Raw genomic sequence first — 22,669 nt, 5'->3', positions numbered from 1 at the left:
GGGCGGGCGAGACGGGCATGGCGGGCGTGGCTTCCGCGACGGGTGCGGGCGGCACGCACCGCTCCAGTTGCCACAGCGGGAGCGCGGGCACCGTGACGGCGAGCGGGTCGGTCAAGGTGGATCGCCTCGTTCCGGGAGGTTCGTGGACTCTGCCGGCACGCGGGCGAGTTGCCGCGGCGCGCCACAGGGTGCGACGAGCGACGCCCTCCCGAGGTTTCGGGCCGCCCTCCGACGCCATCCCTTTGGCGGTACGACACGCCCCGCCCCACCGCGTACGGGGCTCCGCCGGACGGGTGAATCCCGGCGCGCTGTGCAACCGACCGGAGCGTCCGACGGGTCTGGCACCTCACGTACGTACGGCCCGCAGCGCCCGGGAGGTTCACCATGCTCACGACCACACACGACACCGCCGCTGTCCTCGCTCCACCGCCGCCCGTCGGGCAACGGGTCGCCGGTGCCCGGGAGTTCGTACGCCGCCCGGCAGTCGGCCCGCAGTCGACTCCGCTGGGCGCCGCCGACGAACACCGGCTGGCGCTGCACACGGCGCTCACGGCGGCGGGGGTGGCTCCGGTGCCGGGGGACCGCTCGGCGGTGTACGCGGTCGCCACGCTGGACGCCGAGACCGTGCGCAGCGTGATCGCCTGGATCGGCACCGCCGCCGCCCGGTGACGCTCGTGCGGCGGGCCGGCGCCGGAGTACGGGCGCACCGCGCACTCGCGTACGGGCATCCGCGTACGGCACTGGCGTCCGGGCAAACCCGCGTTCGTTCGGGCAACCGCAAGCCCGCCCGGACGGCCGGAAGCGGAATCACAACCACCGGCTCGGAACCGAGTTCTGGGGCGCGACGATCACCCGGCGACCTGCCTCTCCGGCAAATTCCGAGGGAGGTGCCGAAGCGCCCGGTGTGATGCTGCCCACTCCGTGGCTGAACCGCTCGGTGTGAACGCCATGTTAACGACGCTGACCTGCATAAACGCGGCCGTTGCGGCCTGCCTTCGGCGGCTGCGCGAGCGGGCCCCGCGGCGCGCCAAATCTGCTTCGCAAAACGCTGGCGGAAGGGGGTTGTGCCAGGCACTATCGGCAGTGAGCGGCATCTGAAGCCGCAGCTGCTGGGTCCGTCCCAGCCGGCATCAGGAGGAAGAATCCCATGCGCGCACCCTTCTACAACGTGCTTCGCGTGTGCAAGGAAGTGGCTTACGGCGTCAACACGATGAGCGCCATCCGGCATGGCCAGCGCCCGTCGCCGCCGCCGTATCTGCCACCGTCCCTGCTGGACAGTGTGACCGTGCCCGCTCCGGATTCCGTGGGGACCCGGCAGCTGGTGACGCGCACGACCGCTCCGCAACCGGAGTCCGAGCCGGGCCGGTAACCGCTGGCCGGGCCGCGCTGCCCGACGGGCGTGAAATCTCCCAGCAGAAACGCTACTTCGCGCCCCGAAGCTCAGCGTCTACCGGTCAGTGAAAGCGGTCTCACCGCACCATCCAACATGGCCGCCAGGCCCTTCACCGCGCACACAGCGGGCTCTTCGGCGATATGCACGGACATGCCCGTGTGCTGGCGCATGCTGGTGTCCAGCCCGGGCAGCAGCGCCGCGCCGCCGGTGAGTGTCATACCGCTGTCCACCAGGTCTGCCACCAGATCCGGGGGACAGCGGTGCAACACGGTTCGGACGGCGTCAAGTAGTCCGGTCAGCGGTGCCTGGATCGCCGACCGGACTTCCGCCGGGTCGACGACGACCGTACGGGCCAGCCCCGTCACCACGTCGCGTCCGTGCACCTCCGCCCCTGTGGTGGACGAACCGGCAGCACTGGCCAGTGCAATGTGCAGCGGGCGTACGGCCTGGCTGGGGAGGATCAGTTCGTGCTCGTTGCGCAGGTGCTGCACGAGCGCGTTGCTGATGGTCTCGCCGCCCAGCGGAACCGTCGTGGCGGAGACGATCGCCCCAAGTGAGAGGACCGCGACCTGCGTGGTCGTGGCTCCGCACACCAGGATCATGGTGGCTTCCGCCCGTTGTACGGGCAGCCCGCCGCCGATCCCGGCGGAGGTGGGGGCGTCCACCAGTTCCACCCGCCGTGCGCCGACCCCGGCGAGGGTCTCCACGGCCGCGCGGCGCGCGAGTGGGTCGGCGTCGTACGGCACGCAGACGGCCGCCCGCAGCATGGGCCGGCGACGCCACGCCCGTCGCAACTTCCCGCCCACCATGGCGCGCAGCATGCGTTGGGCCATGTCGATGTCCACGACCATGCCGCCGGTGACCGGGCGGATCACCCGGATGTGCGCGGGCGTGCGGCCGGTCATTCGCTCCGCGACCGATCCCACGGCCATCAGCGCGCCGGAGTAGGTGTTGACCGCGACGACCGACGGTTCGTCGACGACCAGTCCGGCCTGTTTGAGGTGAACGCGGGTACGGGCCGCACCGAGGTCGACGGCCACGGTGCAGCGGCGAAGCTGATCAAGCCTGATCGTCACGGCGCACGAATCCTTCCCTGGGCGGGGGCGGCTGCCGGGTCACGCACCCGGCGACCCTGGGATTCAGCGTGCGCGCCGTACCGCCGCCCCGCTCGTCGGATTGGTCCGGTTGAGCGAGACGGCGGTACGGCGAGAGGCGGTACGGCGGAGGCGAGGCGGGGCTCGCCCACGCGGCCCGGGAGGTCGCTGGGTGGCCGTCGGGCTCACTCGGCGGTGACGCCCGCCGGCTCCGCCTCCCGCCCGCTGTCGAGGTCGCCGACACTCCGCTCCGTACGGGCCGTACGCTCCGTACCGGACGTCGGATCGGTGTCCGGGGCGTCCTCGCTGAACTGCGTCCGGTACAGCTCTTCGTAGCGCCCGCCGACGTCCAACAGCTCGCTGTGCGTGCCGCGTTCGACGATGTGGCCCTCCTCCAGCACGAGGATCTCGTCCGCCGCCCGTACGGTCGACAGCCGGTGCGCGATGACGACGGACGTACGTCCCGCCAGTGCCTCGGCCAGGGCTTCCTGGACGGCGGCCTCGGAGGCGGAGTCCAGGTGCGCGGTGGCCTCGTCGAGCACCACCACCCGCGGTTGGGCGAGCAACAGCCGGGCGATGGTGAGGCGTTGGCGCTCGCCGCCGGAGAGCCGGTAGCCGCGTTCACCGACCAGCGTGTCGAGGCCGTCCGGCAGCCCGGCGATCAGCCCGTCCAGCCGGGCGCGGCGCAACGCGTCCCACACCTCCGCCTCGGTGGCGTCCGGGCGAGGGAGGAGCAGGTTGGCGCGGATGGTGTCATGGAAGAGGTGGCCGTCCTGGGTCACCATGCCGAGCGTGCGGCGGACGGATTCGGCGTCCAGGTCGCGTACGTCGGTGTCGGCGAGGCGTACGGCGCCGCTGTCCACGTCGTAGAGCCGCGGGGCGAGTTGGGCGATGGTGGACTTGCCGGCGCCGGAGGAGCCGACGAGGGCCACCATCCGGCCGGGCTCGGCGCGGAACGAGATGCCGTGCAGCACCTCCTCGCCGCCTCGGGTGTCGAGGGTCGCGACCTCCTCCAGGGAGGCCAGCGACACCTGTTCGGCGGGCGGGTACGAGAACCGTACGTCGTCGAACTCGATCGAGACCGGCCCGTCCGGCACGTCCTGGGCGTCCGACTTCTGGGTGATCAGCGGCTTCAGGTCCAGCACCTCGAACACCCGCTGGAAACTCACCAGCGCCGTCATGACCTCCATCCGGGCGGTGGCCAGGGCGGTGAGTGGCGCGTAGAGCCGGGTGAGCAGCATGGCCAGGGCGACGACGGCGCCCGGGTCGAGCGAGCCGCGCAGTGCGAAGAAGCCGCCGAGGCCGTAGACGAGGGCCAGCGCGAGCGCCGAGACGAGGGTGAGGGCGGTGATGAAGTAGTGCTGCACCATGGCGGTGCGCACGCCGAGGTCGCGTACGCGGCGGGCACGGTCGGCGAACTCGGCGGACTCCTCGTGCGGCCGGCCGAACAGCTTGACCAGGGTGGCGCCGGCGGCCGAGAAGCGTTCGGTCATCTGGGTGCTCATCGTGGCGTTGTGGTCCGCGCGCTCCCGCTCCAGCCGGGCCAGGCGGGCGCCCATGCGTCGCGCGGGCAGCACGAACACCGGGAGCAGCACCAGTGCCAACAGCGTGACCTGCCAGGACAGTCGGAGCATGACGACGAGCGTCAGCAGCAGCGTGACCAGGTTGCTGACGACCCCGGAGAGGGTGTCGCTGAAGGCTCGTTGCGCGCCGATGACATCGTTGTTCAGCCGGCTGACCAGGGCTCCGGTTCGGGTACGGGTGAAGAAGGCCACCGGCATCCGCTGCACGTGGTCGTAGACGGCCGTGCGTAGTTGCAGGATCAGGCCCTCGCCGATGCGCGCGGACAGCCAGCGGGTGCCGATGCCGGCGCCGGCCTCGGCCAGTGCGACCGCCGCGATGATCCCGGCCAGGGTCAACACCACGCTGGTGCCGGAGTCCTGGACGATCGCGTCGACGACGCGGCCGGCGAGGAGCGGGGTGGCGACGGTGAGCAGGGCGAGAACCGTGCTGAGTGCCAGGAAGACCAGGATTCTGCGGTGTTGGGGGCTGGCGAACCGGATGATCCGGCGCAGCGCCGTGCGGGAGAAGGGGCGGTGGTCCTGCTTGGCGTACTGGGTGTGGTGCAGGCTGTGCCACGCTGTCATTTCCATGCTCACGTCGAATCGTCCCCTCGTTGGACCGGTCGGTCCGGTCGGTGGCGGCGTCACGGTGTTGGTAGTGCGGTCGACAGTAGAAGTTGAAGCATTCTTCAAGTCAATGGAATTCGGACGTCCTGCTCTGCCGAACGGAAATTCTGCGCGCGGAGCAAACGATTCGGCTCGGTTGTGCGTCTGTAGGAGTGGGGCGTGTGTCGCTCCACGGGCCCACGTGCTTCCGGGTGGTGACTCGTGGCGTGGCGGACGAGCCGCCACTGGATACGTGCACAGTGCAGCGGGGGTGAGAAGGTCGGTTCCGGTTGCGCTGTGATCCTGCGCGCAAGCCTCTGACCGGCTGTGATGGCAGGACGACAGGGCGTCGTGCACGTGCAAACGCGCATGCATACGCACATGAACGGGGTTATGATCCGGGGCAGTTGGTGGTGTCCCGGGTTCGCGGGGACGCCCACGGCCCCCAGCACCATCGGGAGACTGCAGTGCCTCACGCGTACAACGGCATGGCCGCCGGGGACCTTCAGGAGGTCAGCTGGCAGAAGAGCCGACACAGCAATTCACAGGGCACGTGCGTGGAGTTCGCGAAGCTGCCGGACGGGGAGGTGGCGGTGCGGAACTCGCGCTTCCCGGAGGGCCCGGCGCTGGTGTACACGTCAGCCGAGGTCGAGGCCATGCTGCTGGGCATCAAGGACGGGGAGTTCGACCACCTCGTGCAGGGCTGAGGACCGTACGCGCCCTCCGTCGGTCGCAGGTCGCTCGCTCGGTGGGCACCTCACCGGGTCGCTGAGCCGCGCGCACGTACACCGGTCGCCTGGACGACGCCGATGGACCGCTGGACGACGCCGCTGAACGAGCCTCGACCGTGACAGTCCTACCCGTCGTCCGTGCCGACTCCGTGCCCGTGCGCCCGTGCCGTCCGGTCGCCGACCATCGCCGCGGCACCGGCCCCGTGCGGCCCGGCCGGACAGACCGGTGACCCATCGGCGTTCCGTGTGCACGGCACAGCCCGTGTGACATGTGCCACGCGAACTCGAGGCGCGCCGCGTGGACGGCGGCTGAGGAGGTGCTGTCGGAGACGTTCCTCGCCGCTTGGCGTAACCGCGAGAGAGTCGAGCCCGAAGGCGGTTCGCTGCGACCGTGGCTGTTCGGGATCGCTACACACAAGGCCCTTCGCGTACGACGCGGACGGAGACGGGAGCGCGCGTTCCTCGCCCCGCGGTCAGTTCCGGAGCCAGTCGCCGAAGCGGCTGTACGCCGAGGTGCCGGAGGACGAACGACAGACGCGGGATCAGGCCGTGTTCCAGGCGGTCGGAGACCTGGTGGCGAACCAACTCATGCCCACCGGAGAACGCCGCCGCCTTCTACCGTGCGATCGCCCGCATCCCGGGCGTGCGAAAGGTGCCGGACGTCGTGGACGCCGCCGGACGCCATGGCGTCGGCATCACGCTGAAGGACACCGCCTACGCGACCCGCGACGTGTGGATCTTCGACCCCGACAGCTTCGCCTATCTCGGTTCGCGCGGCTACCTGGCGAAGGACCGTAAGCCGGGGGGAACGAGGTGTTGTACGGAACCGACGCGGTGATGCAGCTCGGCGTCACGGATCGTGCCGGCGCGAGGCCCGAGGGCGCGCGAGCGGCTGGCTGACGATCAGGCCGACCCCGCGGTCCGGGCGGTGCCGGTCCGACGTACACCCGACACACTCGCGTCGGCCCCTGGACCGCACGACTTTCGCGGTTCGGGGGCCGGCTTCCCCGGTGGCTCGGGCCCGCCCTCCGACCATGGCGGCCCTCCCGCACGCTCTCCGTACGCGTGTTCGCCAGGGCGCGTGCGCGTGGGGTGTGCGGCCTGCCTGTGGGAATTGGCGGGTCGTGCGCGACCGTACGGGAGTTGGGGCGCTGGCCTCAGGACGCGGCGCGCAGCCGGAACACCGCCCAGACGACCTTGCCGGACGGTGCGCTCAGTCGGTGCCAGCCCCAGCCGTCGCTGAACGAGTCGACCAGCCACAGGCCGCGTCCGGACTCGGCGGTCGAGCTGGTGAGTTCGGCCTGCTCCAGCAACTCCAGGCCGATCAGCGGATCGATGCTCCACTCGCCGTCGCCGGCCGGTGTGCCGGCGTCCGCCAGTCGGTCGGCGCTCTCCCGGGCCGTCGCCTCGGGCGGTTCCAGGCTGGGGTCGCGCACCGCGCACACCAACCGGGAGGACCAGCGCATCAGTTGCAGTCGGACGTGTGGTTCCGCCGCCTGGGCGCACCGCCTGGGCAGGCCGTGCCGCAGTGCGTTGGTCACCAACTCCGAGACGACGAGGGCGACATCGTCGAACGTACGGGTGAGTTCCCAGCGGTGGAGCGTCGTACGGGTGAACTCCCGGGCGGTCCGCACCGCTTCGTACCGCCCGGGCAGCGCGCAGGAGGCGGAACCGGACAGTGCGGCGGAGTCCGGCAGGGCGGCGGCGTCCAGCACGGACGGAACATTTCGTAACGGCTCGATCACGGTCGATCCTTCGGTCCCCATGACGAGCCACTCCCGTGCGTTTGCGCCAGCGACGATCCGTGTGCATCTCGGACCCGCGATGCCCTGGTCGGAAGCTCGGGCCCAAACATATTGATCCTTCAACTTCCATTGCATCGCGTGCACTTGTGCGATCCCCATGGTTCCCAAAGCTTTCGGCAAATGCAAGGGCAGATGCACGTGCATGCGTAATCGCGGCTGGCGTGTAATCACCCGGGTACGCAATGGAGCGCGAGATGGCAGACTGCCTCCGAGCGGCGCTGGAGGGCTAACCGAAATGGTCACAAGACCGGCGAACATGGGGAGTAGCAGCGTGAACGGGACGGGTAGTTCAAGCGGATCGATGGTCCGCCGCATACTGCTCGGCTCGCAGTTGCGGCGGCTCCGCGAGGCGCGGGGGGTCACAAGGGAGGCTGCTGGTTACTCGATTCGGGCCTCGGAGTCCAAGATCAGTCGGATGGAGCTGGGCCGGGTGAGTTTCAAGGCTCGTGATGTGGAAGACCTGCTGACGCTCTACGGCGTGACGGACGACACGGAGAGAGAGCCCCTGCTCGGCCTGGCGCGGGACTCCAACCGGGCCGGCTGGTGGCACAGTTACAGCGACGTGCTGCCCGGGTGGTTCCAGACGTACGTGGGACTCGAGGCCGCGGCCTCCCATGTGAACACCTACGAGGTGCAGTTCGTCCACGGCCTTCTTCAGACCGAGGACTACGCGCACGCGGTCGTTTCCAGTGGTCACCGCACCGGACTGCCGGAGGAGGAGGTGGCGCGGCGGGTCGCCCTCCGCCGGGAGCGGCAGAAGCTGCTGCTGGCCGAGCACGGCTCCGAGTTCCGCTGCGTGCTGGACGAGGCGGCGCTGCACCGGCCGTTCGGCGGGCGGGCCGTACTGGACGCACAGCTGAAGCACCTGGCGGAGATCTCCGAGAGCCCGAACATCACGCTGCAGGTGGCGCCCTTCGAGCTGGGCGGGCACGCGGCCGAGAGCGGGGCGTTCACCCTGCTGCGCTTCCCGGAGTCGGACCTGTCGGACGTGGTCTACCTGGAGCAGTTGACGAGCGCGCTCTACCTGGACAAGGCCGAGGAGGTGGAACGATACGACCAGGTGTTGGACCGGCTGTGCGAGGCGAGCCTGTCGCCGGCCGCCACCCGCGATCATCTGCACGGACTCCGCAAACTCCGGTGAATCGCCAGTACGATGACGGTCCAGCGAGCTCAGTAGCCCACCGACCCGAGTACCGGCACCCGCCGCTGTCAGCCCCGTCGGCCTTCTCGGCCCCGACTCGATCCGAGGGAATGGCATGTCCTACTTCACGGACTTGGCACTTCAGTACATCGACGGTGAGTGGCGTCCCGGGAACGGCTCCTGGGACATCATCGACTTCAATCCGTACGACGGCGAGAAGCTCGCCGCGATCACGGTCGCCACCACCGAGGAGATCGACCTCGCCTACCGCAGCGCGGCACGGGAACAGCCCGCCTGGGCGGCCACCAATCCGTACTCCCGGCGCATTGTCTTCGAACGCGCGATCCGGGTCATCGAGGACCGGGAACAGGAGATCACCGAGGCGATCATAGCCGAGCTGGGGGGCACCCGGCTGAAGGCCGCCTTCGAACTGCACCTGACCAAGGAGTTCCTGCGCGAGGCCATCCAGCTGGCCCTGCGCGCGGAGGGCCGGATCATGCCCTCCCCGGTGGACGGCAAGGAGAACCGGGTCTACCGGCTGCCCGTCGGGGTGGTTGGCGTCATCTCGCCGTTCAACTTCCCCTTCCTGCTGTCGCTCAAGTCGGTGGCGCCCGCCCTCGCCCTGGGGAACGCGGTCGTGCTGAAGCCCCATCAGAACACCCCGGTGTGCGGCGGTGCCCTGGTCGCAAAGGTGCTGGAGACCGCGGGCCTGCCGCCCGGCCTGCTCAACGTCGTGATCACCGACATCGCGGAGGTCGGGGACGCGCTCATCGAGCACCCGGTACCCAAGGTGATCTCCTTCACCGGCTCGGACCGGGTCGGCCGGCACGTCGCCACGGTCGCCGCCAACGGCTTCAAGAAGGCCGTGCTGGAGCTGGGCGGCAACAGCCCGCTGCTGGTCCTCGACGACGCCGACCTGGACTACGCCGTGGACGCGGCCGTGTTCAGCCGCTTCGTGCACCAGGGGCAGGTTTGCATGGCGGCCAACCGGATCATCGTGGACCGCGCCGTCGAGCGGGAGTTCACCGAGAAGTTCGTCGCCAAGGTCGGCACCCTCCGGGTCGGGGACCCGCGCGAACCGACCACCCACATCGGCCCGTTGATCAACTCCGGGCGGGCCGAGAGCGTCACCGCCGTCGTCGACCAGGCCGTGGCCGAGGGCGCCACCGCGCTGGTGCGCGGTCGTACGGACGGCAACCTCGTCGCGCCCACCGTCCTGACCGACGTGCCGGCCGACGCGGCCGTGCTGCGGCAGGAGGTCTTCGGCCCGGTCGCGCTGATCATCCCGGTGGACGGCGAGGAGGAGGCGGTGCGGGCCGCGAACGACACCCCGTACGGCCTGGGTGGCGCGGTGCACACCGGGAACACCGAGCGCGGTGTCGCGGTGGCGCGGCGGATCGAGACCGGGATGGTGCACGTCAACGACGCGACGGTGGCCGACGAGCCGATCGTGCCCTTCGGTGGTGAGAAGAACTCCGGGCTGGGCCGGCTGAACGGCGAGCAGATGGTGGAGGCGTTCACCACCACCAAGTGGATCTCGGTGCAGCATGGACGGAGCGCCTTTCCGTTCTGAGCGGCCCGATCGTTCCGACTGTCCTGGCCGTTTTGCCGGGATGACCGTTTCGCCTGGCTGGCCGGTCGGACCGGGCTGGCCGGCCTGTCGCGCGGCGGGAGCCGTACTGACGAGAGGCGACGACCATGCCCAAGCTGCTTGACGCGGAGGTGCCCGGGGACGAGCGTGGCGCGTTGCTGATCTGCCTGGAGGGGCAGCGTCAGGCCGTACGGCGTGCGGTGTCCGGGCTGACCCCGGAGCAGGCGGTCAGTACGCCGAGTACGAGCGCGCTCTCCCTCGCCGGACTGGTCAAGCACCTCGCCGAGGCCGAGGAGACCTGGCTGAGTTACGCCCGGGGCCTCCCGCGTCCCACGCCACGGGACCGGGACAACTGGCACGGCTCCTTCGCCCTGGAGGGAGCGGAGACGCCGCGGGGCGTGCTGGACACGTACGCCGCGGTGGCCCGCCAGACCGAGCGGCTCGTACGGGCGGTGCCCTCGCTCGACGACACCTTCGTGCTCCCCGAGGCGCCCTGGTTCCCGCGGGGGCCGCGCTCTTGGCGATGGATGCTGCTCAACCTGATCAGCGAGGTCGCGCGGCACGCGGGGCACGCGGACGTCATCCGGGAGACCCTGGACGGCCGGACGGCCGGCGAGCTGACCGCGGAGCCCGGGCCGGCGCCACGGGCGGACGGCACGCCCTAGGCTGGCTCCGGTACTGCCGGCTCAGCCGCCGGCGAACCGCCGGCTCAGCGGCCGGCACGGGCGGAAGAGGGAGACGCGAGGAGAATGTCCGCGATCCGGCTGCTGGTGCTCGGCGCGGTGCGCCAGCACGGGAGGGCGCACGGCTACCAGATTCGCAACGACCTGGAGTTCTGGGGTGCCCACGAGTGGTCGAACGCCAAGCCCGGCTCGATCTACCACGCGCTGAAACAGATGGCGAAGCAGGGCCTGCTGCGGGCACACGACGTGGAGCCGAGCACGGTGGGCGGCCCGCCGCGTACGGAGTACGAGCTGACGGACGCCGGTGACACCGCCTTCCACGGCCTCCTGCGGGACGCGCTGACGGCGATCGACCAGAAGCCGGACATGCTCACCTCGGCGGTCGGCTTCATCGTGGAACTGCCCAGGCCGGAGGCCATCGAGCTGCTGCGGCGGCGGGTCGCGGCGCTGGAGGAGTGGCGGCACGAGGTGACGCGGTACTGGATGCCCTCCGAGGACGCGGAGGAGGGGGATCACATCGGCGAGATCATGCGGTTGTGGGTGCACACGGCCGACTGCGGGGCCGAGTGGACGCGCGGGCTGATCGAACGGCTGGAGCGGGGCGCGTACGTGATGGAGGGCGAGGGCGAACGTCCGCTGAGCGTGCTGCCGATCGGGGCGAAGAACCCCTTCGCGGATCGGCCGCGGCAAGGCTAATCAACTTTGACTATGAAGCGTCCGGGCGTTATCTTCGGCGAGCAACTAGTCAAGTTTGACTAACCTCTGGGGGTGCCACATTGACGAACACCGACCACGCGATCCTGGTCGAGGACCTCCGCAAGGAGTACGGCCCCAAGCACGCGCTCGACGGCCTCGGGCTGACCGTCCCGCGCGGCACCGTGCAGGCCGTGCTCGGCCCCAACGGTGCGGGCAAGACCACTCTCGTACGGGTCCTCGCGACCCTGCTGCGCCCCACCTCCGGCCGTGCCGAGGTGGCGGGCCTGGACGTCCTGCGACACCCGGACGCGGTACGCGCCCGGATCGGACTCCTCGGTCAGCACGCGGCGGTGGACGAGGAGCTGAGTGGCTGGCAGAACCTCGAGATGTTCGGACGGCTGTACCACCTGGGCACGCGCGGAGCCGCCGCACGGGCCCGGGAACTCCTCGACGGCTTCGGCCTGTCCGACACCGGCCGGAAGCCGGTCGCGCGCTACAGCGGAGGGATGCGCCGGCGCCTCGACCTGGCGGCCAGCCTGATCACCGAGCCGGACATCCTCTTCCTCGACGAGCCCACCACCGGGCTCGACCCACGCGGCCGTACGGAGGTCTGGGAGTCCGTACGTGCCCTGGTCGGCGGCGGTACGACGGTGCTGCTGACCACCCAGTACCTCGAGGAGGCCGACCAACTCGCGGACGCCATCACGGTCGTCGACCACGGGCGGGTGGCGGCCGAGGGCACCTCCGACCAGCTCAAGGCACGGCTGGGTGCGGACCGGATCGACGTCGTGTCGCGGGACTCGGGAGACCTCGCCCCGGCCGCCGCCGCGCTTGGCGCGGTCGCCGGAGCCGGCGAGGTGTTCACCGACCCGGACCGCCGGCTGGCCAGCGCGGCGGTCACGGACCGGATGACGGCGCTGACCGAGACCGTACGGGCGCTGGGTGCCGCGGGCATCGAGGCGGAGGACATCGCGCTGCGGCGGCCCACGCTGGACGAGGTCTTCCTGAGCCTCACCGGCGGACCGACCGGCGAGGGCGGTACGGGCACACCTACGGGCGTGGGCACGGCCGCGAACACCAGCACGGCGTTCGGGACGGACCCGGACCGCACGGACCCGGACCGCACGGACCCGGACCGCATGGACTCGGACCGCATGGACACGAGGGGAGCCAACGCGTGAGCGCGTACGTACTGACCGACTCCTGGACCATGACCCGCCGCGGCCTGGCGCACTGGGCGCGCAAGCCCGTCGCCGTGCTGGTCGGGCTGGTCTTCCCGGTGATGATGCTCGTGATGTTCGCGTACTTCCTCGGCGGCGGCATGGGCGTGGCGGACTACCGGGAGTTCCTGGTGCCCGGGATGTTCGCGCTCACGATGGCGTTCGGGCTGGAGTCCACGATGATCGCGGTGACCCAGGACCTCAACAAGGGAGTGCTCGACCGCTTCCGCTCGATGCCGATGGCCCCCTCCGCCGTGCTGGTCGGGCGGAGCCTGATCGACATGTTGCAGTCCGCGCTCAGCCTGCTGGTGCTGCTCGCGGTCGGCCTCGCCATGGGCTGGCGTTGGCACGGCGGCCTCGCCGAGGTGCTGGCCGCGCTGGGGTTGCTGCTCCTGTTGCGCTTCGGCCTGCTCTGGGCCGGGATCTATCTCGGCATGGTCGCGGGGAAACCGGAGATGGTGCAGGCGGTGCAGATCCTCGTCTGGCCGGTCGCCTTCCTCTCCAACGCCTTCACCTCCCCGGACACCATGCCCGGCTGGATGGGCGCCCTGGCGGAGTGGAACCCGATGTCCGCGACCGCCCAGGCCGTACGCGAGCTCTTCGGCAACCCGCTGTGGGGCGGCGGCGGTTCCTGGCCCACCGAGCACGCCCTGCTGCTGGCCGTACTCTGGCCGCTCGTGCTGCTGGCGGTGTTCTTCCCGCTGGCCGTACGGCGCTATCGCGCGCTGGGGGCGTGAGCGAGGGCGTACGGCGGGGGGCGGGCGGTCGGGCGTAACGGGTTGGGCCGCGATACGGGCTCGCGGTGCGGCCTGCGGTACGGGCTTGCACCTCACGTCGGGTGAGGGACGACCGTGGTGGACGTACGCGAGAGAAGGAGGCGGACGTGAGCTACTCCGTCGGTCAGGTGGCCGATTTCGCCGGCATCACGGTGCGCACGCTGCACCACTACGACGAGGTCGGGCTGTTGCCGCCGAGCGAACGCACCTCGGTGGGCCATCGGCGGTACGGCGAGGCCGACCTGGACCGGCTGCAGCAGATCCTCTTCTACCGGGAGCTGGGATTCTCGCTGGAGGAGGTGGCCGTACTGCTCGACGATCCCGAGGTGGATCCGTTCGAGCACCTGCGCCGCCAGCACGTGCTGCTGGAGGAGCGGATCGGCAGGCTGCGGGAGATGGCCGCCGCCGTGAAACAGGCGATGGAGGCACGGAGGATGGGTATCCAACTGACCCCCGAGGAGCGGCTCGAGGTCTTCGGGGGTTCCGACCCCGAGCAGTACTCCGAGGAGGTGGAGCAGCGCTGGGGCGACACCGAGGCGTATCGGGAGTCGCAGCGCCGCGCGGCCTCGTACACCAAGGAGGACTGGCAGCGCATCGAGCGGGAGCGACAGGACAACGAGCGGAGCTTCGGTGCGGCGTTCGCCGCCGGGACGCCCGCCGACAGCGCGGAGGCGATGGACCTGGCGGAGGAGCACCGCCAGCACATCCACCGCAACTTCTACGACTGCTCGTACGAGATGCAGGGCTGTCTCGGGGAGTTGTACGTCTCGGACGAGCGGTTCCGGCAGCACTACGACGAGGCGCAGCCCGGCTTGGCGCGGTACATCCACGACGCGATCAAGGCCAACGCGGACCGGCGCGCCTGAGCGCACGTCCGGCCCGCCCGGCGGGGGAGTACGGCTCGGTTCCGGCGCGTCTGACCGGAACCGAGCCGTACGGACGCCTGCGGCCGGGTTGGCCGTAGCGGCTTCCGGGCCGCTGTGACCGCGCCGCCGCCGGGCCGAAACCGGAACCGTGCGTCCCGGAACTGCCGGGGCGGCGCCGGCCCGCTGCTCGTATCCTGCCAACAGGCCGTGTGCTGTGAGGTAAGTCGCCCTGACATGAGCACGGAATTGGGAACCGGCACCGCCCAGATCGCGTTGTGGAATGCGGCCGAACACGCGGCCTGGGTATCGAGGAGCGGGAGGACAGTGGTCGGGGAGCCCAAGGGCAACGGAGCGAGAGCCAACAGCGGAGCTGGGGCGCGGTCGGCGGACGCCGAACCGGAGGACGCCAGGCCGGCGGACGACGCGTCAACGGGCACGGGGCCGGCGGATGACGCGCGCTCGGAGGACGCCGAACCGGAGGACGCCGAGCGGGCGGACGTGTGGCCGGACGAGGTGTGGTCGGACGAGGTGTTCGACACGTACGGGTCGGGCGAGGTGTACAACACCCACACCGCGGAGGACGTACACAGCGCGTTCACGCCGCCGTTCGGCGTGCCGCTGCCGCCCGCACCGGAGGACGACCACACCACCTCCGAGTTCGCCGTACCAAAGGGGCTGGTGAACGCACCGCCCGCCGAGTCGGTGAGCGCGTTCACCCCGCCGGAGGGCATCCCCGTGATCGGGCCGCTGGCCAAGTCCGGCGGCCCGTGGCAGGACCGGATGCGCACGATGATCCGGATGCCGCTGGCCGAGCGCCCGGCTCCGGAGCGGCGCCAACGAGGCGAAGAGGAGGACACCGGGCCGTCGGTGCCCCGCGTCCTGGACCTCACGCTGCGTATCGGCGAGCTGCTCCTCGCCGGTGGTGAGGGAGCGGAGGACGTCGAGGCGGCGATGTTCGGCGTCGCGCACGCCTTCGGTCTGGACCGGTGCGAGCCCACGGTCACCTTCACGCTGCTCTCGATCACCCACCAGCCCTCGCTGGTGGACGACCCGGTGACGCTGAGCCGGACCGTACGCCGCAGGGGCACCGACTACACCCGCCTCGCCGCGGTCTTCCAACTGGTCACCGACATCACCACCGGTCACCTCACGCTGGAGGAGTCGTACCGCCGACTGGCCAACATCCGGCGTAACCGGCACCCGTTCAGCAAGGGCGTGCTCACCCTGGGCAGCGGCCTGCTGTCCGGCTCGGCCGCGCTGTTGGTGGGCGGGAACTGGATCGTCTTCCTGCTGGCGGCGGCCGGCGCGATGCTGGGAGACCGGCTCGCGTGGCTCTCCGCGGGGCGGGGGCTGCCGGAGTTCTACCAGTTCGTGGCCGCCGCGATGCCGCCGGCCGCGATGGGCGTGTCGGTTGTGCTGGTGAGTTCCGGCTTCAACGCGGAGGTACAGGCCGGCGCGGTGATCACCGGTGGGCTCTTCGCGCTGATCCCCGGGCGGGCCCTGGTCGCGGCGGTGCAGGACGGCCTCACCGGCTTCTACATCACCGCCTCCGCCCGGCTGCTGGAGGTCATCTATCTCATCGTCGGCATCGTCTGTGGCGTGCTGATCATCCTCTACGTCGGCAGCGAGCTGGGCGCCCAGCTCGACCCCGAGGCGCAGCTGCACCAGGAGCGGCCGCTGGTCCAGCTGTTCGCGGCGACGCTGCTGACGCTGGCCTTCTGTGTGCTGTTGCAGCAGGAACGTCACACCGTGCTGCTGGCCATGTTCAACGGCGCGGTGGCCTGGTTGATCTTCGGCGCCATGCACGACGTCGGCGGGCTCAACGCGGTGGCCTCGACCTTCCTGGCGGCGGGCCTGGTGGGGCTGTTCGGGCAGTTGATGTCGCGCTACCAGTTCGCCTCCTCGCTGCCCTACATCACCGCCTCCATCGGCCCGTTGCTGCCCGGTAGCGCCACGTACTTCGGGCTGCTGAACATCGCCCAGGGCAATATGGACTGGGGCATGGAGAGCATCGCGCGGGCGATCGCCCTGGCGCTGGCCATCGCCATCGGGGTGAATCTCGGTGGCGAGTTGGCGCGGCTGTTCATGAAGACCCCGGGCGTGGAGACGCCGCTGCCTGGCCGGCGGGCCGCGAAGCGCACCCGCGGCTTCTGATCCGGTTCGTGTCCCGGCTTCCGGTTCGGACACGCCGGCCGGTTTCCGTACGGGTTCCCGGCCCGGTTCCGTACGGGTTCCCGGCCCGGTTCCGTAGGTGAGCCGAGCCGGGACCTCGCACGGAAGGCCCTCCTCGCCGTGTGTGCCCGGGTGATGACACTCCGCCCAGGATTCGGCCCCCCTTCCGGCCGAGCCCCTCCACAAGCCGGCACAGCAGCGCGAACAACCCGAATCGGCCGTTGCAAGATGGGAGAAACACCCGAGCCCCCGTGCCTAACATGGCGTCCTGAGAGGTGACCGCTCTGCCACGGGGGCAGACGTGCGCGACAGGTCGTCCATGGACGGGACGGGAGGGTGGGTCCGTTGAACGGCGGTAGCGGCGCCGAGCGCCGCGCCGGTCGGAGCGAGGACTCCGCGGTATCCGAGAGTTCCCGGCCGCTCCGACTGCGACGCAAAGCCGTGGCCCTGGCTGAGCGGCTGAGCACCCGCAGCCGCCTCGCCTGGCTGAACGACGCCAGCACCCGGATCGGCACCACCCTCGACCTGGAGCGGACAGCGCGCGAACTCGCCGAGTTCGCCGTCCCCCGGCTGGCGGACGGTGCCGCGGTCGACCTGCTGGAGGCGGTGCTGCACGGCGAGGAGGGAGCCCGTACGGGTGGTACGGGCCCGCCCCGCACCCGCGCCATCGCCGTGCACTCGATCTCCGCGCTGGCCGACCTGGAGCCGGACCCGATAGGCGAACTCGCCGTGCATCCCGGCGCGTTGTCCACCGACCGGGTGCTGGGCTCGCACGAGTCGGTGCTGCTGAGCCGGATGTCCGGGGACGACTTCCGCCGGGTGGCGCCCACCCCGCGCCGTGCCGCCAAGCTGCGGGACAAGGGCGTGCACAGCTACATGGCGGTGCCCCTGATGGCCCGTGGGGTGCTGTTGGGCAGCGCGGACTTCGTGCGCTCCGGGAACCGGCCCTCCTTCACCCGTACGGACCTCGCGCTGGCGGAGCAACTCGCCTCCAAGGCAGCGGTGTTCATCGACAACGCGCGGCTGTACGGCCGCGAGCGGGAGCATGTCGTCTCGCTCCAGCGCAGCCTGCTACCCCGAGGCACCCCCGAGACTCCGGGGCTGTCCGTCTCCGCCGACTACGCCCCCGCGGCGGACGCCCTGGGCGTGGGCGGTGACTGGTACGACGTGGTGGCGCTGCCCGGCGGTCGTACGGCGCTGGTGGTCGGCGACGTGATGGGGCACGGGCTGCCGGCCGCGGCCACCATGGGGCGGCTGCGCGCGGTGGCCCGTACCCTCATGACGCTGGACATCGCCCCGGAGCGGGTGCTCGCCCGACTGGACCTGGCCACCCGGGACCTGGAGGACGAGCAGGTCGCGACCTGTCTGTGCGCCGTGCACGACCCGGCGGTCGGCGGCTACACCATGGCGACCGCCGGCCACCCCCCGCCGCTGATGCTGGACGGCGCGGGCGGCGCGTCCTACGTCGACGTGCCGGTCGGCGCGCCGCTGGGTGCCGGGGTCATCCCGTACGACGCCGCCGAGCTGTCGGTGCCGGCCGGGCACCGGCTGGTGCTGTACACGGATGGGCTGATCAAGACCCGTACCGACGACGTGGACACGCAGTTGGGCTGGCTGCGGGAGGCCGCGGCCGGGATGAGCCCGCGGATGCTGGACGCCGGCGCCTTGATGGCGCCCGGTCAGGTGCTCGGTCCGGGCGGCACGGGACCGTTCGACGAAGCGGTGTTGATGGTGGCCGCCAGCCGGCCCGCGGCCGACGTCCAGCTGGAGGTCTGGGACCTGCCGGCGGACGGTACGGCCGCCTCCACCGCCCGCAAGCTGGTCACCGAGCAGCTGGTCACCTGGGGGTTGGGGGAACTGGCGGAGGCTACCGAGCTGGTGGTCAGCGAGCTCGTCGGGAACGCCCTGCGGTATGGCGACAGCCCCGGTCAGCTACGGCTGTTGCACAGCGACCGGCTGATGGTCGAGGTGTCCGACACCGGCCCCGACCTGCCGCAGATCCAACACGCGGACGTGAGTGACGAGGGCGGCCGGGGGCTGCAACTGATCAACATGATGTGTCGGCGCTGGGGTTCGTGTCGTACGGCCGCCGGCAAGGTCGTCTGGGCGGAGCAGGACATCCCCGCCGCACAGGGCGCGGTGCCGGAGGTCTCGCTCGTCTAGGTGTGGTGTTTCGGCACGTTGGTGACGGGACCACACACCTGGGTCTAAGAACGGGACCGTTCGCCCGTCGGTGGAGCCCGCCTACCAGACGTGAACGAGCACCTGCTGTCGCGCCCGGCCCGTACGGGTCGGCCCCCGGCATCCCGGGGGCGACCCGTACGGGCCGTGTAGCGATCGCTCAGTGCGCGCCGCCCTGGGCCTCCAGGCGCTTGATCGACGCCTCGACCTCGGCCTCCGCCTCGGTACGGCCGACCCAGTCCGCCCCCTCGACGGACTTGCCGGGCTCCAGGTCCTTGTAGACCTCGAAGAAGTGCTGGATCTCCAGGCGGTCGAACTCGCTCACATGGTGGATGTCCCGTAGGTGCTCCATCCGGGGGTCGGACGAGGGCACGCAGAGCAGCTTGTCGTCGCCGCCCGCCTCGTCCGTCATCCGGAACATGCCGATGACCCGGCACTTGATGATGCAGCCGGGAAACGTCGGCTCCTCCAGCAGCACCAGCGCGTCCAGCGGGTCGCCGTCCTCGCCCAGGGTGTGGTCGACGAAGCCGTAGTCGGCCGGGTACACGGTCGAGGTGAAGAGGTGGCGGTCCAGCCGGATGCGACCCGTCTCGTGGTCTACCTCGTACTTGTTCCGCGATCCCTTCGGGATCTCGATGACGACGTCGAACTCCAAGGGAGGCTCCTCCGTGATCAACACATGGTCTGGTGATTAAGTGTCCCTCACGCACGTGTGTGCTCGTGGAGAGGGGCTGGTCCGAGGTGCGTGACCGGGTACGCCGGGTGAACCGGGAGCTCGCCGGGAGAACCCGGCGGGCGGTTCGGCTGACCCGTCAGCGCTGGCGGTCGGCACCGCCCCGGCAGCGGCAGACCTGGCGCCTGCTGGCGAGTTCCACCGCCCTGGGGCTGGCGGTCGCCGGCACGGCGGTCGCCGTCGCGGGACCGTGGGACTCGGGTCAGCGTACGGCCGAGCGCGCCCGGGCGGCTGCCGGAGAGCGGGGAAGTGGCGCGGACCACAGTGGCGACGACGCGGCTGGCTCGGCGCCGCGGGTGCTGGCCGAACTCCGCGTCGAGGCCGGCACGGGTCCGGGCACCGGCGGCGCCAAGAACGTACCGGCGCCGAAGCCCGCCGCGCTGGCGGACGCGCTGCGGCCGTTGCTGGACGATCCGGCGCTGGGCACGGTGCGTACGGCCTCGGTGGTGGACGCGGCGACCGGGCGGGAGCTCTTCGCCGAACGCGCTGCCCGGCCGACCACCCCCGCCTCCACCATCAAGCTGGCCACGGCCGCCGCCGTGCTCTCCGCGCGGGGCGCGGACCACCGTATCGAGACCCGGGTGGTACGAGCCGGGGCGGAGGCCGAGCGGATCGTGCTGGTCGGCGGCGGCGACCCCACGCTGGGCGGGGAGGACCTCGAGGAACTGGCCGAGGACACCGCGGACTCCCTGACCGGTGACGGCGGTTCCGACGACTCGCCCCCGGAGGTCTCGCTCGGCTTCGACACCTCCCGCTACTCCGGCCCCGACCGGCACAGCATCGGCCCGAACCCCAACCTGGCGCCCGTCAGTCCGCTCATGGTGAACGAGGCACGGCTGGACGACAGCCGGCACGGTCCCGCACCGCGCGCGACGGAACCAGCCCGGGAAGCGGCCGAGAGATTCGCCGAGGAACTGCGCGAGGCGGGCGTCGAGACCACCGGGAAGCTCTCGAAGACCGAGGCCGGCGGGCAGCCGAAGGAGCTCGCGGTGCACCGATCCGCCCCGCTGTCCGCACTGGTCGAGCGCATGCTGACGCACAGCGACAACGACATCGCCGAGGCGCTGGCCCGACAGACCGCCCTCGCGGACGACCGACCCGCCAGCTTCGAGGGCGCCGGCAAGGCCGTCGAACGGCGGCTGGCCAAGCTCGGTCTGCCCACCGAGGGAGTACGGATCGCGGACGGCAGCGGTCTCAGCCGGGACGACAAGGTGCCCGCCGCGCTGCTGACCCGGATTCTCGAACTGGCCACGGAGCCCGAGCGTCCCGCGCTCCGACCGACTCTGACCGGCCTTCCGGTCGCCGGTTTCTCCGGCACCCTCGACTCCCGCTTCCCGGACGCCGAGGGTGGCGCCGGGCTCGTACGCGCCAAGACCGGCACGCTCTCGGGCGTGAGCACCCTGGCCGGCAGCGTGGTGAGCGCGGATGGGCGGCAACTGCTCTTCGCCTTCATGACCACCGGTGCGGACGACCGCGCGGGCTCCCGCGCCGCGCTGGACGAGCTCGCGGCCGAGCTGGCGAACTGTGGTTGTCGCTGAGTCCCGGCGGGCCGTTCGTTCCCGCTGGCGCGCTGTGGCACGTACCGTGAAGTCATGACGAGCCTCGGTGGTATGGAGATGGTCGACTGGAACCTCGCGGTCGCGACCGCGAACCGACTGGTGCGGCCGGGCCCGGAAGTGAGCCGGGACGAGGCGCGCGCCGTCGTCGCGGAGCTGCGGCGGCACGCGAAGGTGTCCGAGGAGCACGTGCGGGACTTCACCCGCATGCGGTCCAGCAGTTCGGACCCCGAGGCGGCGGACGGCGAGACACCGCCCGTCCTCGTGGTCGACCGGCCGGGCTGGGTCAAGGCGAACGTCGCCGGTTTCCGCGAGCTGCTGTCCCCGCTGCTGGAGCGGATGGAGGAGCGGCGTTCCGGCGGCACCGGCGGGGCGGTGCTCGGCGCCGTCGGCGGCAAGGTCACCGGCGTGGAGGTGGGGATGCTGCTGTCCTTCCTGGCCTCCCGGGTCCTCGGCCAGTACGAGACCTTCGCGCCCGCCACCCGGGACCTGCCCGCGTACTCCGACGGCGGCGGCCGGCTGCTGCTGGTCGCGCCGAACATCGTGCACGTGGAGCGGGAACTGGACGTGGACCCGCACGACTTCCGGCTGTGGGTGTGTCTGCACGAGGAGACCCACCGCACCCAGTTCACCGCCGTGCCGTGGTTGCGCGACCACATCAAGTCGGAGATCCACACCTTCCTACAGGAGACCGACGTGGACCCGGGCACCCTGCTGGAGCGGCTGCGCGAGGCGGCGCAGTCGCTGACCGGCGCCCGCCCCTCCGGGGAGGAGGGCGAGGACACCAGCGCCGGGGACCGTACCTTCGTCGAGCTGGTGCAGACCCCGGCCCAGCGGGAGATCCTCGACCGGCTCACCGCCGTGATGTCGCTGCTCGAGGGCCACGCCGACTACGTGATGGACGGGGTCGGTCCGCAGGTCGTGCCGTCCGTCGCCGAGATCCGGGAGAAGTTCCAGCGGCGGCGCGCGAGTGGCGCGAGCCGACTGGACCAGGTGCTGCGCAAGCTGCTGGGGATGGACGCCAAGCTGCGGCAGTACCGTGAGGGCGAGCGGTTCGTACGGGCCGTGGTGGACGAGGTCGGGATGGACGGTTTCAACCGGGTCTGGACCTCGCCGAACACGCTGCCCACCCGGGCGGAGATCGTCCGCCCCGCCGACTGGGTCGCGCGGGTGCACGGCTGAGGAACCGCCGCCTCCGGAGGCTCGCCGTGCGCGCGCGGTGCTGCGGAGTCGCGGCGGGCCAGACGTACGTACGGATTCCGTGGTCGCGGCGGTGACGAAGGAGGCCGGCTATCACCCATCCGAGGGACCGTGGGGAGCGGGCCAGCGTGCGATGCTCGGGTGCACACTCCGTCTCTGTCACTATCGACGCACTCTGAGTGATCAGCGACCGCAGCACCGAGTGGTCAGAGCTGCGTGGTCAGAGCTGCGTGATCACAACTCCCTAGAGGAAGTGAATCGGACATGGGTCCCCATCCCGCGGTCGCCGCGATACGCCTGGCGGTTCGCCGCACCCTCAGTGACGTGCTCAGCAGTCGGCCGGTGTACGCCGCGGTCCCGGCTCCGGCTGCGGCCGGGTCCGAGAACCCGCTGGTGCTGGTCGCCTGCTCCGGCGGCGCCGACTCCGTGGCGCTCGCCTCCGCCCTGGCCTTCGAGGCGCCCCGCATCGGCGTACGCGCCGGTGGCGTGACCGTCGACCACGGACTGCAACCCGGCTCCGCCGACCGGGCCCGTGAGGTGACGGCCCGGCTCGGGGCGCTCGGCCTGGACCCCGTGGAGAGCGTGGACATCGCGGTGGGGCGCGCGGGCGGGCCGGAGGCCGCCGCCCGGGACGCCCGGTACGCCGCGCTGGACGCCGTGGCC

Annotated in this window: 21 protein-coding genes; 17 read left to right on the top strand and 4 right to left on the bottom strand. The window is 71.2% G+C overall.

Annotated elements, in window-relative coordinates; all coding sequences use genetic code 11:
- The first annotated feature begins 384 nt into the window (after positions 1 to 384).
- Together AN216_RS24205 and AN216_RS24200 are read left to right on the top strand one after the other, a co-directional pair.
- Positions 385 to 669, top strand: coding sequence for a hypothetical protein (locus tag AN216_RS24205; RefSeq protein ID WP_070198848.1), 285 nt, complete (start codon positions 385 to 387; stop codon positions 667 to 669).
- Between the two features lie 478 nt (positions 670 to 1,147).
- Positions 1,148 to 1,369, top strand: a complete 222-nt coding sequence (locus tag AN216_RS24200) for a hypothetical protein (protein WP_070198847.1) — start codon at positions 1,148 to 1,150, stop codon at positions 1,367 to 1,369.
- 71 nt (positions 1,370 to 1,440) lie between these two features.
- On the opposite strand, the gene mreB is transcribed toward AN216_RS24200, so the two are convergent.
- Together mreB and AN216_RS24190 are read right to left on the bottom strand one after the other, a co-directional pair.
- On the bottom strand, positions 1,441 to 2,469 hold the full coding sequence (gene mreB / locus AN216_RS24195) for a rod shape-determining protein (RefSeq protein WP_070198846.1): 1,029 nt from the start codon (positions 2,467 to 2,469) through the stop codon (positions 1,441 to 1,443).
- A gap of 203 nt (positions 2,470 to 2,672) precedes the next feature.
- Positions 2,673 to 4,646 (bottom strand): ABC transporter ATP-binding protein, encoded by a 1,974-nt coding sequence (locus AN216_RS24190; protein WP_079166942.1) that lies wholly within the window; start codon positions 4,644 to 4,646, stop codon positions 2,673 to 2,675.
- A 476-nt stretch (positions 4,647 to 5,122) separates the two neighbouring features.
- On the opposite strand from AN216_RS24190, the gene AN216_RS24185 reads away from it, so the two are divergent.
- From AN216_RS24185 to AN216_RS29455, 3 genes are all read left to right on the top strand, one after another.
- Positions 5,123 to 5,362: a DUF397 domain-containing protein gene (locus tag AN216_RS24185; protein ID WP_070198845.1), complete on the top strand. Its 240-nt coding sequence runs from the start codon at positions 5,123 to 5,125 to the stop codon at positions 5,360 to 5,362.
- A gap of 293 nt (positions 5,363 to 5,655) precedes the next feature.
- A complete protein-coding gene (locus tag AN216_RS31175) occupies positions 5,656 to 6,090 on the top strand; it encodes an RNA polymerase sigma factor (protein WP_079166941.1) in 435 nt (144 codons plus the stop codon).
- Positions 6,030 to 6,224: a hypothetical protein gene (locus AN216_RS29455; protein ID WP_170843212.1), complete on the top strand. Its 195-nt coding sequence runs from the start codon at positions 6,030 to 6,032 to the stop codon at positions 6,222 to 6,224. The genes AN216_RS31175 and AN216_RS29455 overlap by 61 nt, the downstream gene beginning before the upstream one ends.
- 319 nt (positions 6,225 to 6,543) lie before the next feature.
- Here the strand turns inward: AN216_RS29455 and AN216_RS24180 are convergent, their stop codons facing one another.
- A complete protein-coding gene (locus AN216_RS24180) occupies positions 6,544 to 7,152 on the bottom strand; it encodes an ATP-binding protein (protein WP_070198844.1) in 609 nt (202 codons plus the stop codon).
- Positions 7,153 to 7,492: 340 nt separating this feature from the next.
- Here AN216_RS24180 and AN216_RS24175 point away from each other — a divergent pair, with 340 nt between their 5' ends.
- The 9 genes from AN216_RS24175 to AN216_RS24135 all read left to right on the top strand — a co-directional run bounded on the left by AN216_RS24175 (position 7,493) and on the right by AN216_RS24135 (position 18,499).
- A complete protein-coding gene (locus AN216_RS24175) occupies positions 7,493 to 8,332 on the top strand; it encodes a helix-turn-helix domain-containing protein (protein ID WP_079166940.1) in 840 nt (279 codons plus the stop codon).
- A 115-nt stretch (positions 8,333 to 8,447) separates the two neighbouring features.
- Entirely contained in the window at positions 8,448 to 9,905 is a 1,458-nt protein-coding gene (locus AN216_RS24170; protein WP_070198842.1) for an aldehyde dehydrogenase family protein, read from the top strand.
- Between the two features lie 125 nt (positions 9,906 to 10,030).
- Complete coding sequence (locus AN216_RS24165) at positions 10,031 to 10,588, top strand: DinB family protein (protein WP_070198841.1); 558 nt, start codon at positions 10,031 to 10,033, stop codon at positions 10,586 to 10,588.
- Between the two features lie 84 nt (positions 10,589 to 10,672).
- Complete coding sequence (locus tag AN216_RS24160; RefSeq protein WP_070198840.1) at positions 10,673 to 11,302, top strand: PadR family transcriptional regulator; 630 nt, start codon at positions 10,673 to 10,675, stop codon at positions 11,300 to 11,302.
- Between the two features lie 80 nt (positions 11,303 to 11,382).
- Positions 11,383 to 12,483 (top strand): ATP-binding cassette domain-containing protein, encoded by a 1,101-nt coding sequence (locus AN216_RS24155; protein WP_079166939.1) that lies wholly within the window; start codon positions 11,383 to 11,385, stop codon positions 12,481 to 12,483.
- Positions 12,484 to 12,512: 29 nt separating this feature from the next.
- Complete coding sequence (locus AN216_RS24150) at positions 12,513 to 13,259, top strand: ABC transporter permease (RefSeq protein WP_079166943.1); 747 nt, start codon at positions 12,513 to 12,515, stop codon at positions 13,257 to 13,259.
- Positions 13,260 to 13,405: 146 nt separating this feature from the next.
- On the top strand, positions 13,406 to 14,164 hold the full coding sequence (locus tag AN216_RS24145; protein WP_070198838.1) for a MerR family transcriptional regulator: 759 nt from the start codon (positions 13,406 to 13,408) through the stop codon (positions 14,162 to 14,164).
- 234 nt (positions 14,165 to 14,398) lie between these two features.
- Entirely contained in the window at positions 14,399 to 16,318 is a 1,920-nt protein-coding gene (locus AN216_RS24140) for a threonine/serine exporter family protein (protein ID WP_079166938.1), read from the top strand.
- 363 nt (positions 16,319 to 16,681) lie between these two features.
- Entirely contained in the window at positions 16,682 to 18,499 is a 1,818-nt protein-coding gene (locus AN216_RS24135; protein ID WP_070198851.1) for an ATP-binding SpoIIE family protein phosphatase, read from the top strand.
- A 178-nt stretch (positions 18,500 to 18,677) separates the two neighbouring features.
- On the opposite strand, the gene AN216_RS24130 is transcribed toward AN216_RS24135, so the two are convergent.
- Positions 18,678 to 19,172 carry an inorganic diphosphatase gene (locus AN216_RS24130; protein ID WP_070198850.1) on the bottom strand — a complete coding sequence of 165 codons (495 nt, stop codon included), beginning with the start codon at positions 19,170 to 19,172 and terminating at the stop codon, positions 18,678 to 18,680.
- A 59-nt stretch (positions 19,173 to 19,231) separates the two neighbouring features.
- Between AN216_RS24130 and dacB the strand changes: the two genes are divergently transcribed.
- From dacB to AN216_RS24115, 3 genes are all read left to right on the top strand, one after another.
- Complete coding sequence (gene dacB / locus AN216_RS24125; protein ID WP_079166937.1) at positions 19,232 to 20,788, top strand: D-alanyl-D-alanine carboxypeptidase/D-alanyl-D-alanine endopeptidase; 1,557 nt, start codon at positions 19,232 to 19,234, stop codon at positions 20,786 to 20,788.
- 54 nt (positions 20,789 to 20,842) lie between these two features.
- Positions 20,843 to 21,988 (top strand): zinc-dependent metalloprotease, encoded by a 1,146-nt coding sequence (locus AN216_RS24120; protein WP_070198837.1) that lies wholly within the window; start codon positions 20,843 to 20,845, stop codon positions 21,986 to 21,988.
- Between the two features lie 282 nt (positions 21,989 to 22,270).
- Positions 22,271 to 22,669, top strand: a 399-nt coding sequence (locus AN216_RS24115; RefSeq protein WP_275522510.1) for a PP-loop family protein, incomplete at its 3' end; no start/stop codon positions are given.

It is taken from the genome of Streptomyces oceani, from assembly GCF_001751245.1.
Taxonomy (GTDB): Bacteria; Actinomycetota; Actinomycetes; order Streptomycetales; family Streptomycetaceae; genus Streptomyces; species Streptomyces oceani.
This window is presented reverse-complemented; position numbering and strand designations above follow the sequence as displayed.

Excerpts from the sequence above, each read along its gene's own strand:
- AN216_RS24140 (WP_079166938.1), top strand. The coding sequence starts at position 14,399 with ATGAGCACGGAATTGGGAACCGGCACCGCCCAGATCGCGTTGTGGAAT.
- AN216_RS24175 (WP_079166940.1), top strand. The coding sequence starts at position 7,493 with ATGGTCCGCCGCATACTGCTCGGCTCGCAGTTGCGGCGGCTCCGCGAG.
- AN216_RS24170 (WP_070198842.1), top strand. The coding sequence starts at position 8,448 with ATGTCCTACTTCACGGACTTGGCACTTCAGTACATCGACGGTGAGTGG.
- AN216_RS24160 (WP_070198840.1), top strand. The coding sequence starts at position 10,673 with ATGTCCGCGATCCGGCTGCTGGTGCTCGGCGCGGTGCGCCAGCACGGG.
- AN216_RS24150 (WP_079166943.1), top strand. The coding sequence starts at position 12,513 with ATGACCCGCCGCGGCCTGGCGCACTGGGCGCGCAAGCCCGTCGCCGTG.
- AN216_RS24200 (WP_070198847.1), top strand. The coding sequence starts at position 1,148 with ATGCGCGCACCCTTCTACAACGTGCTTCGCGTGTGCAAGGAAGTGGCT.
- AN216_RS31175 (WP_079166941.1), top strand. The coding sequence starts at position 5,656 with ATGTGCCACGCGAACTCGAGGCGCGCCGCGTGGACGGCGGCTGAGGAG.
- AN216_RS24120 (WP_070198837.1), top strand. The coding sequence starts at position 20,843 with ATGACGAGCCTCGGTGGTATGGAGATGGTCGACTGGAACCTCGCGGTC.
- AN216_RS24180 (WP_070198844.1), bottom strand. The coding sequence starts at position 7,152 with ATGGGGACCGAAGGATCGACCGTGATCGAGCCGTTACGAAATGTTCCG.
- AN216_RS24165 (WP_070198841.1), top strand. The coding sequence starts at position 10,031 with ATGCCCAAGCTGCTTGACGCGGAGGTGCCCGGGGACGAGCGTGGCGCG.
- AN216_RS24205 (WP_070198848.1), top strand. The coding sequence starts at position 385 with ATGCTCACGACCACACACGACACCGCCGCTGTCCTCGCTCCACCGCCG.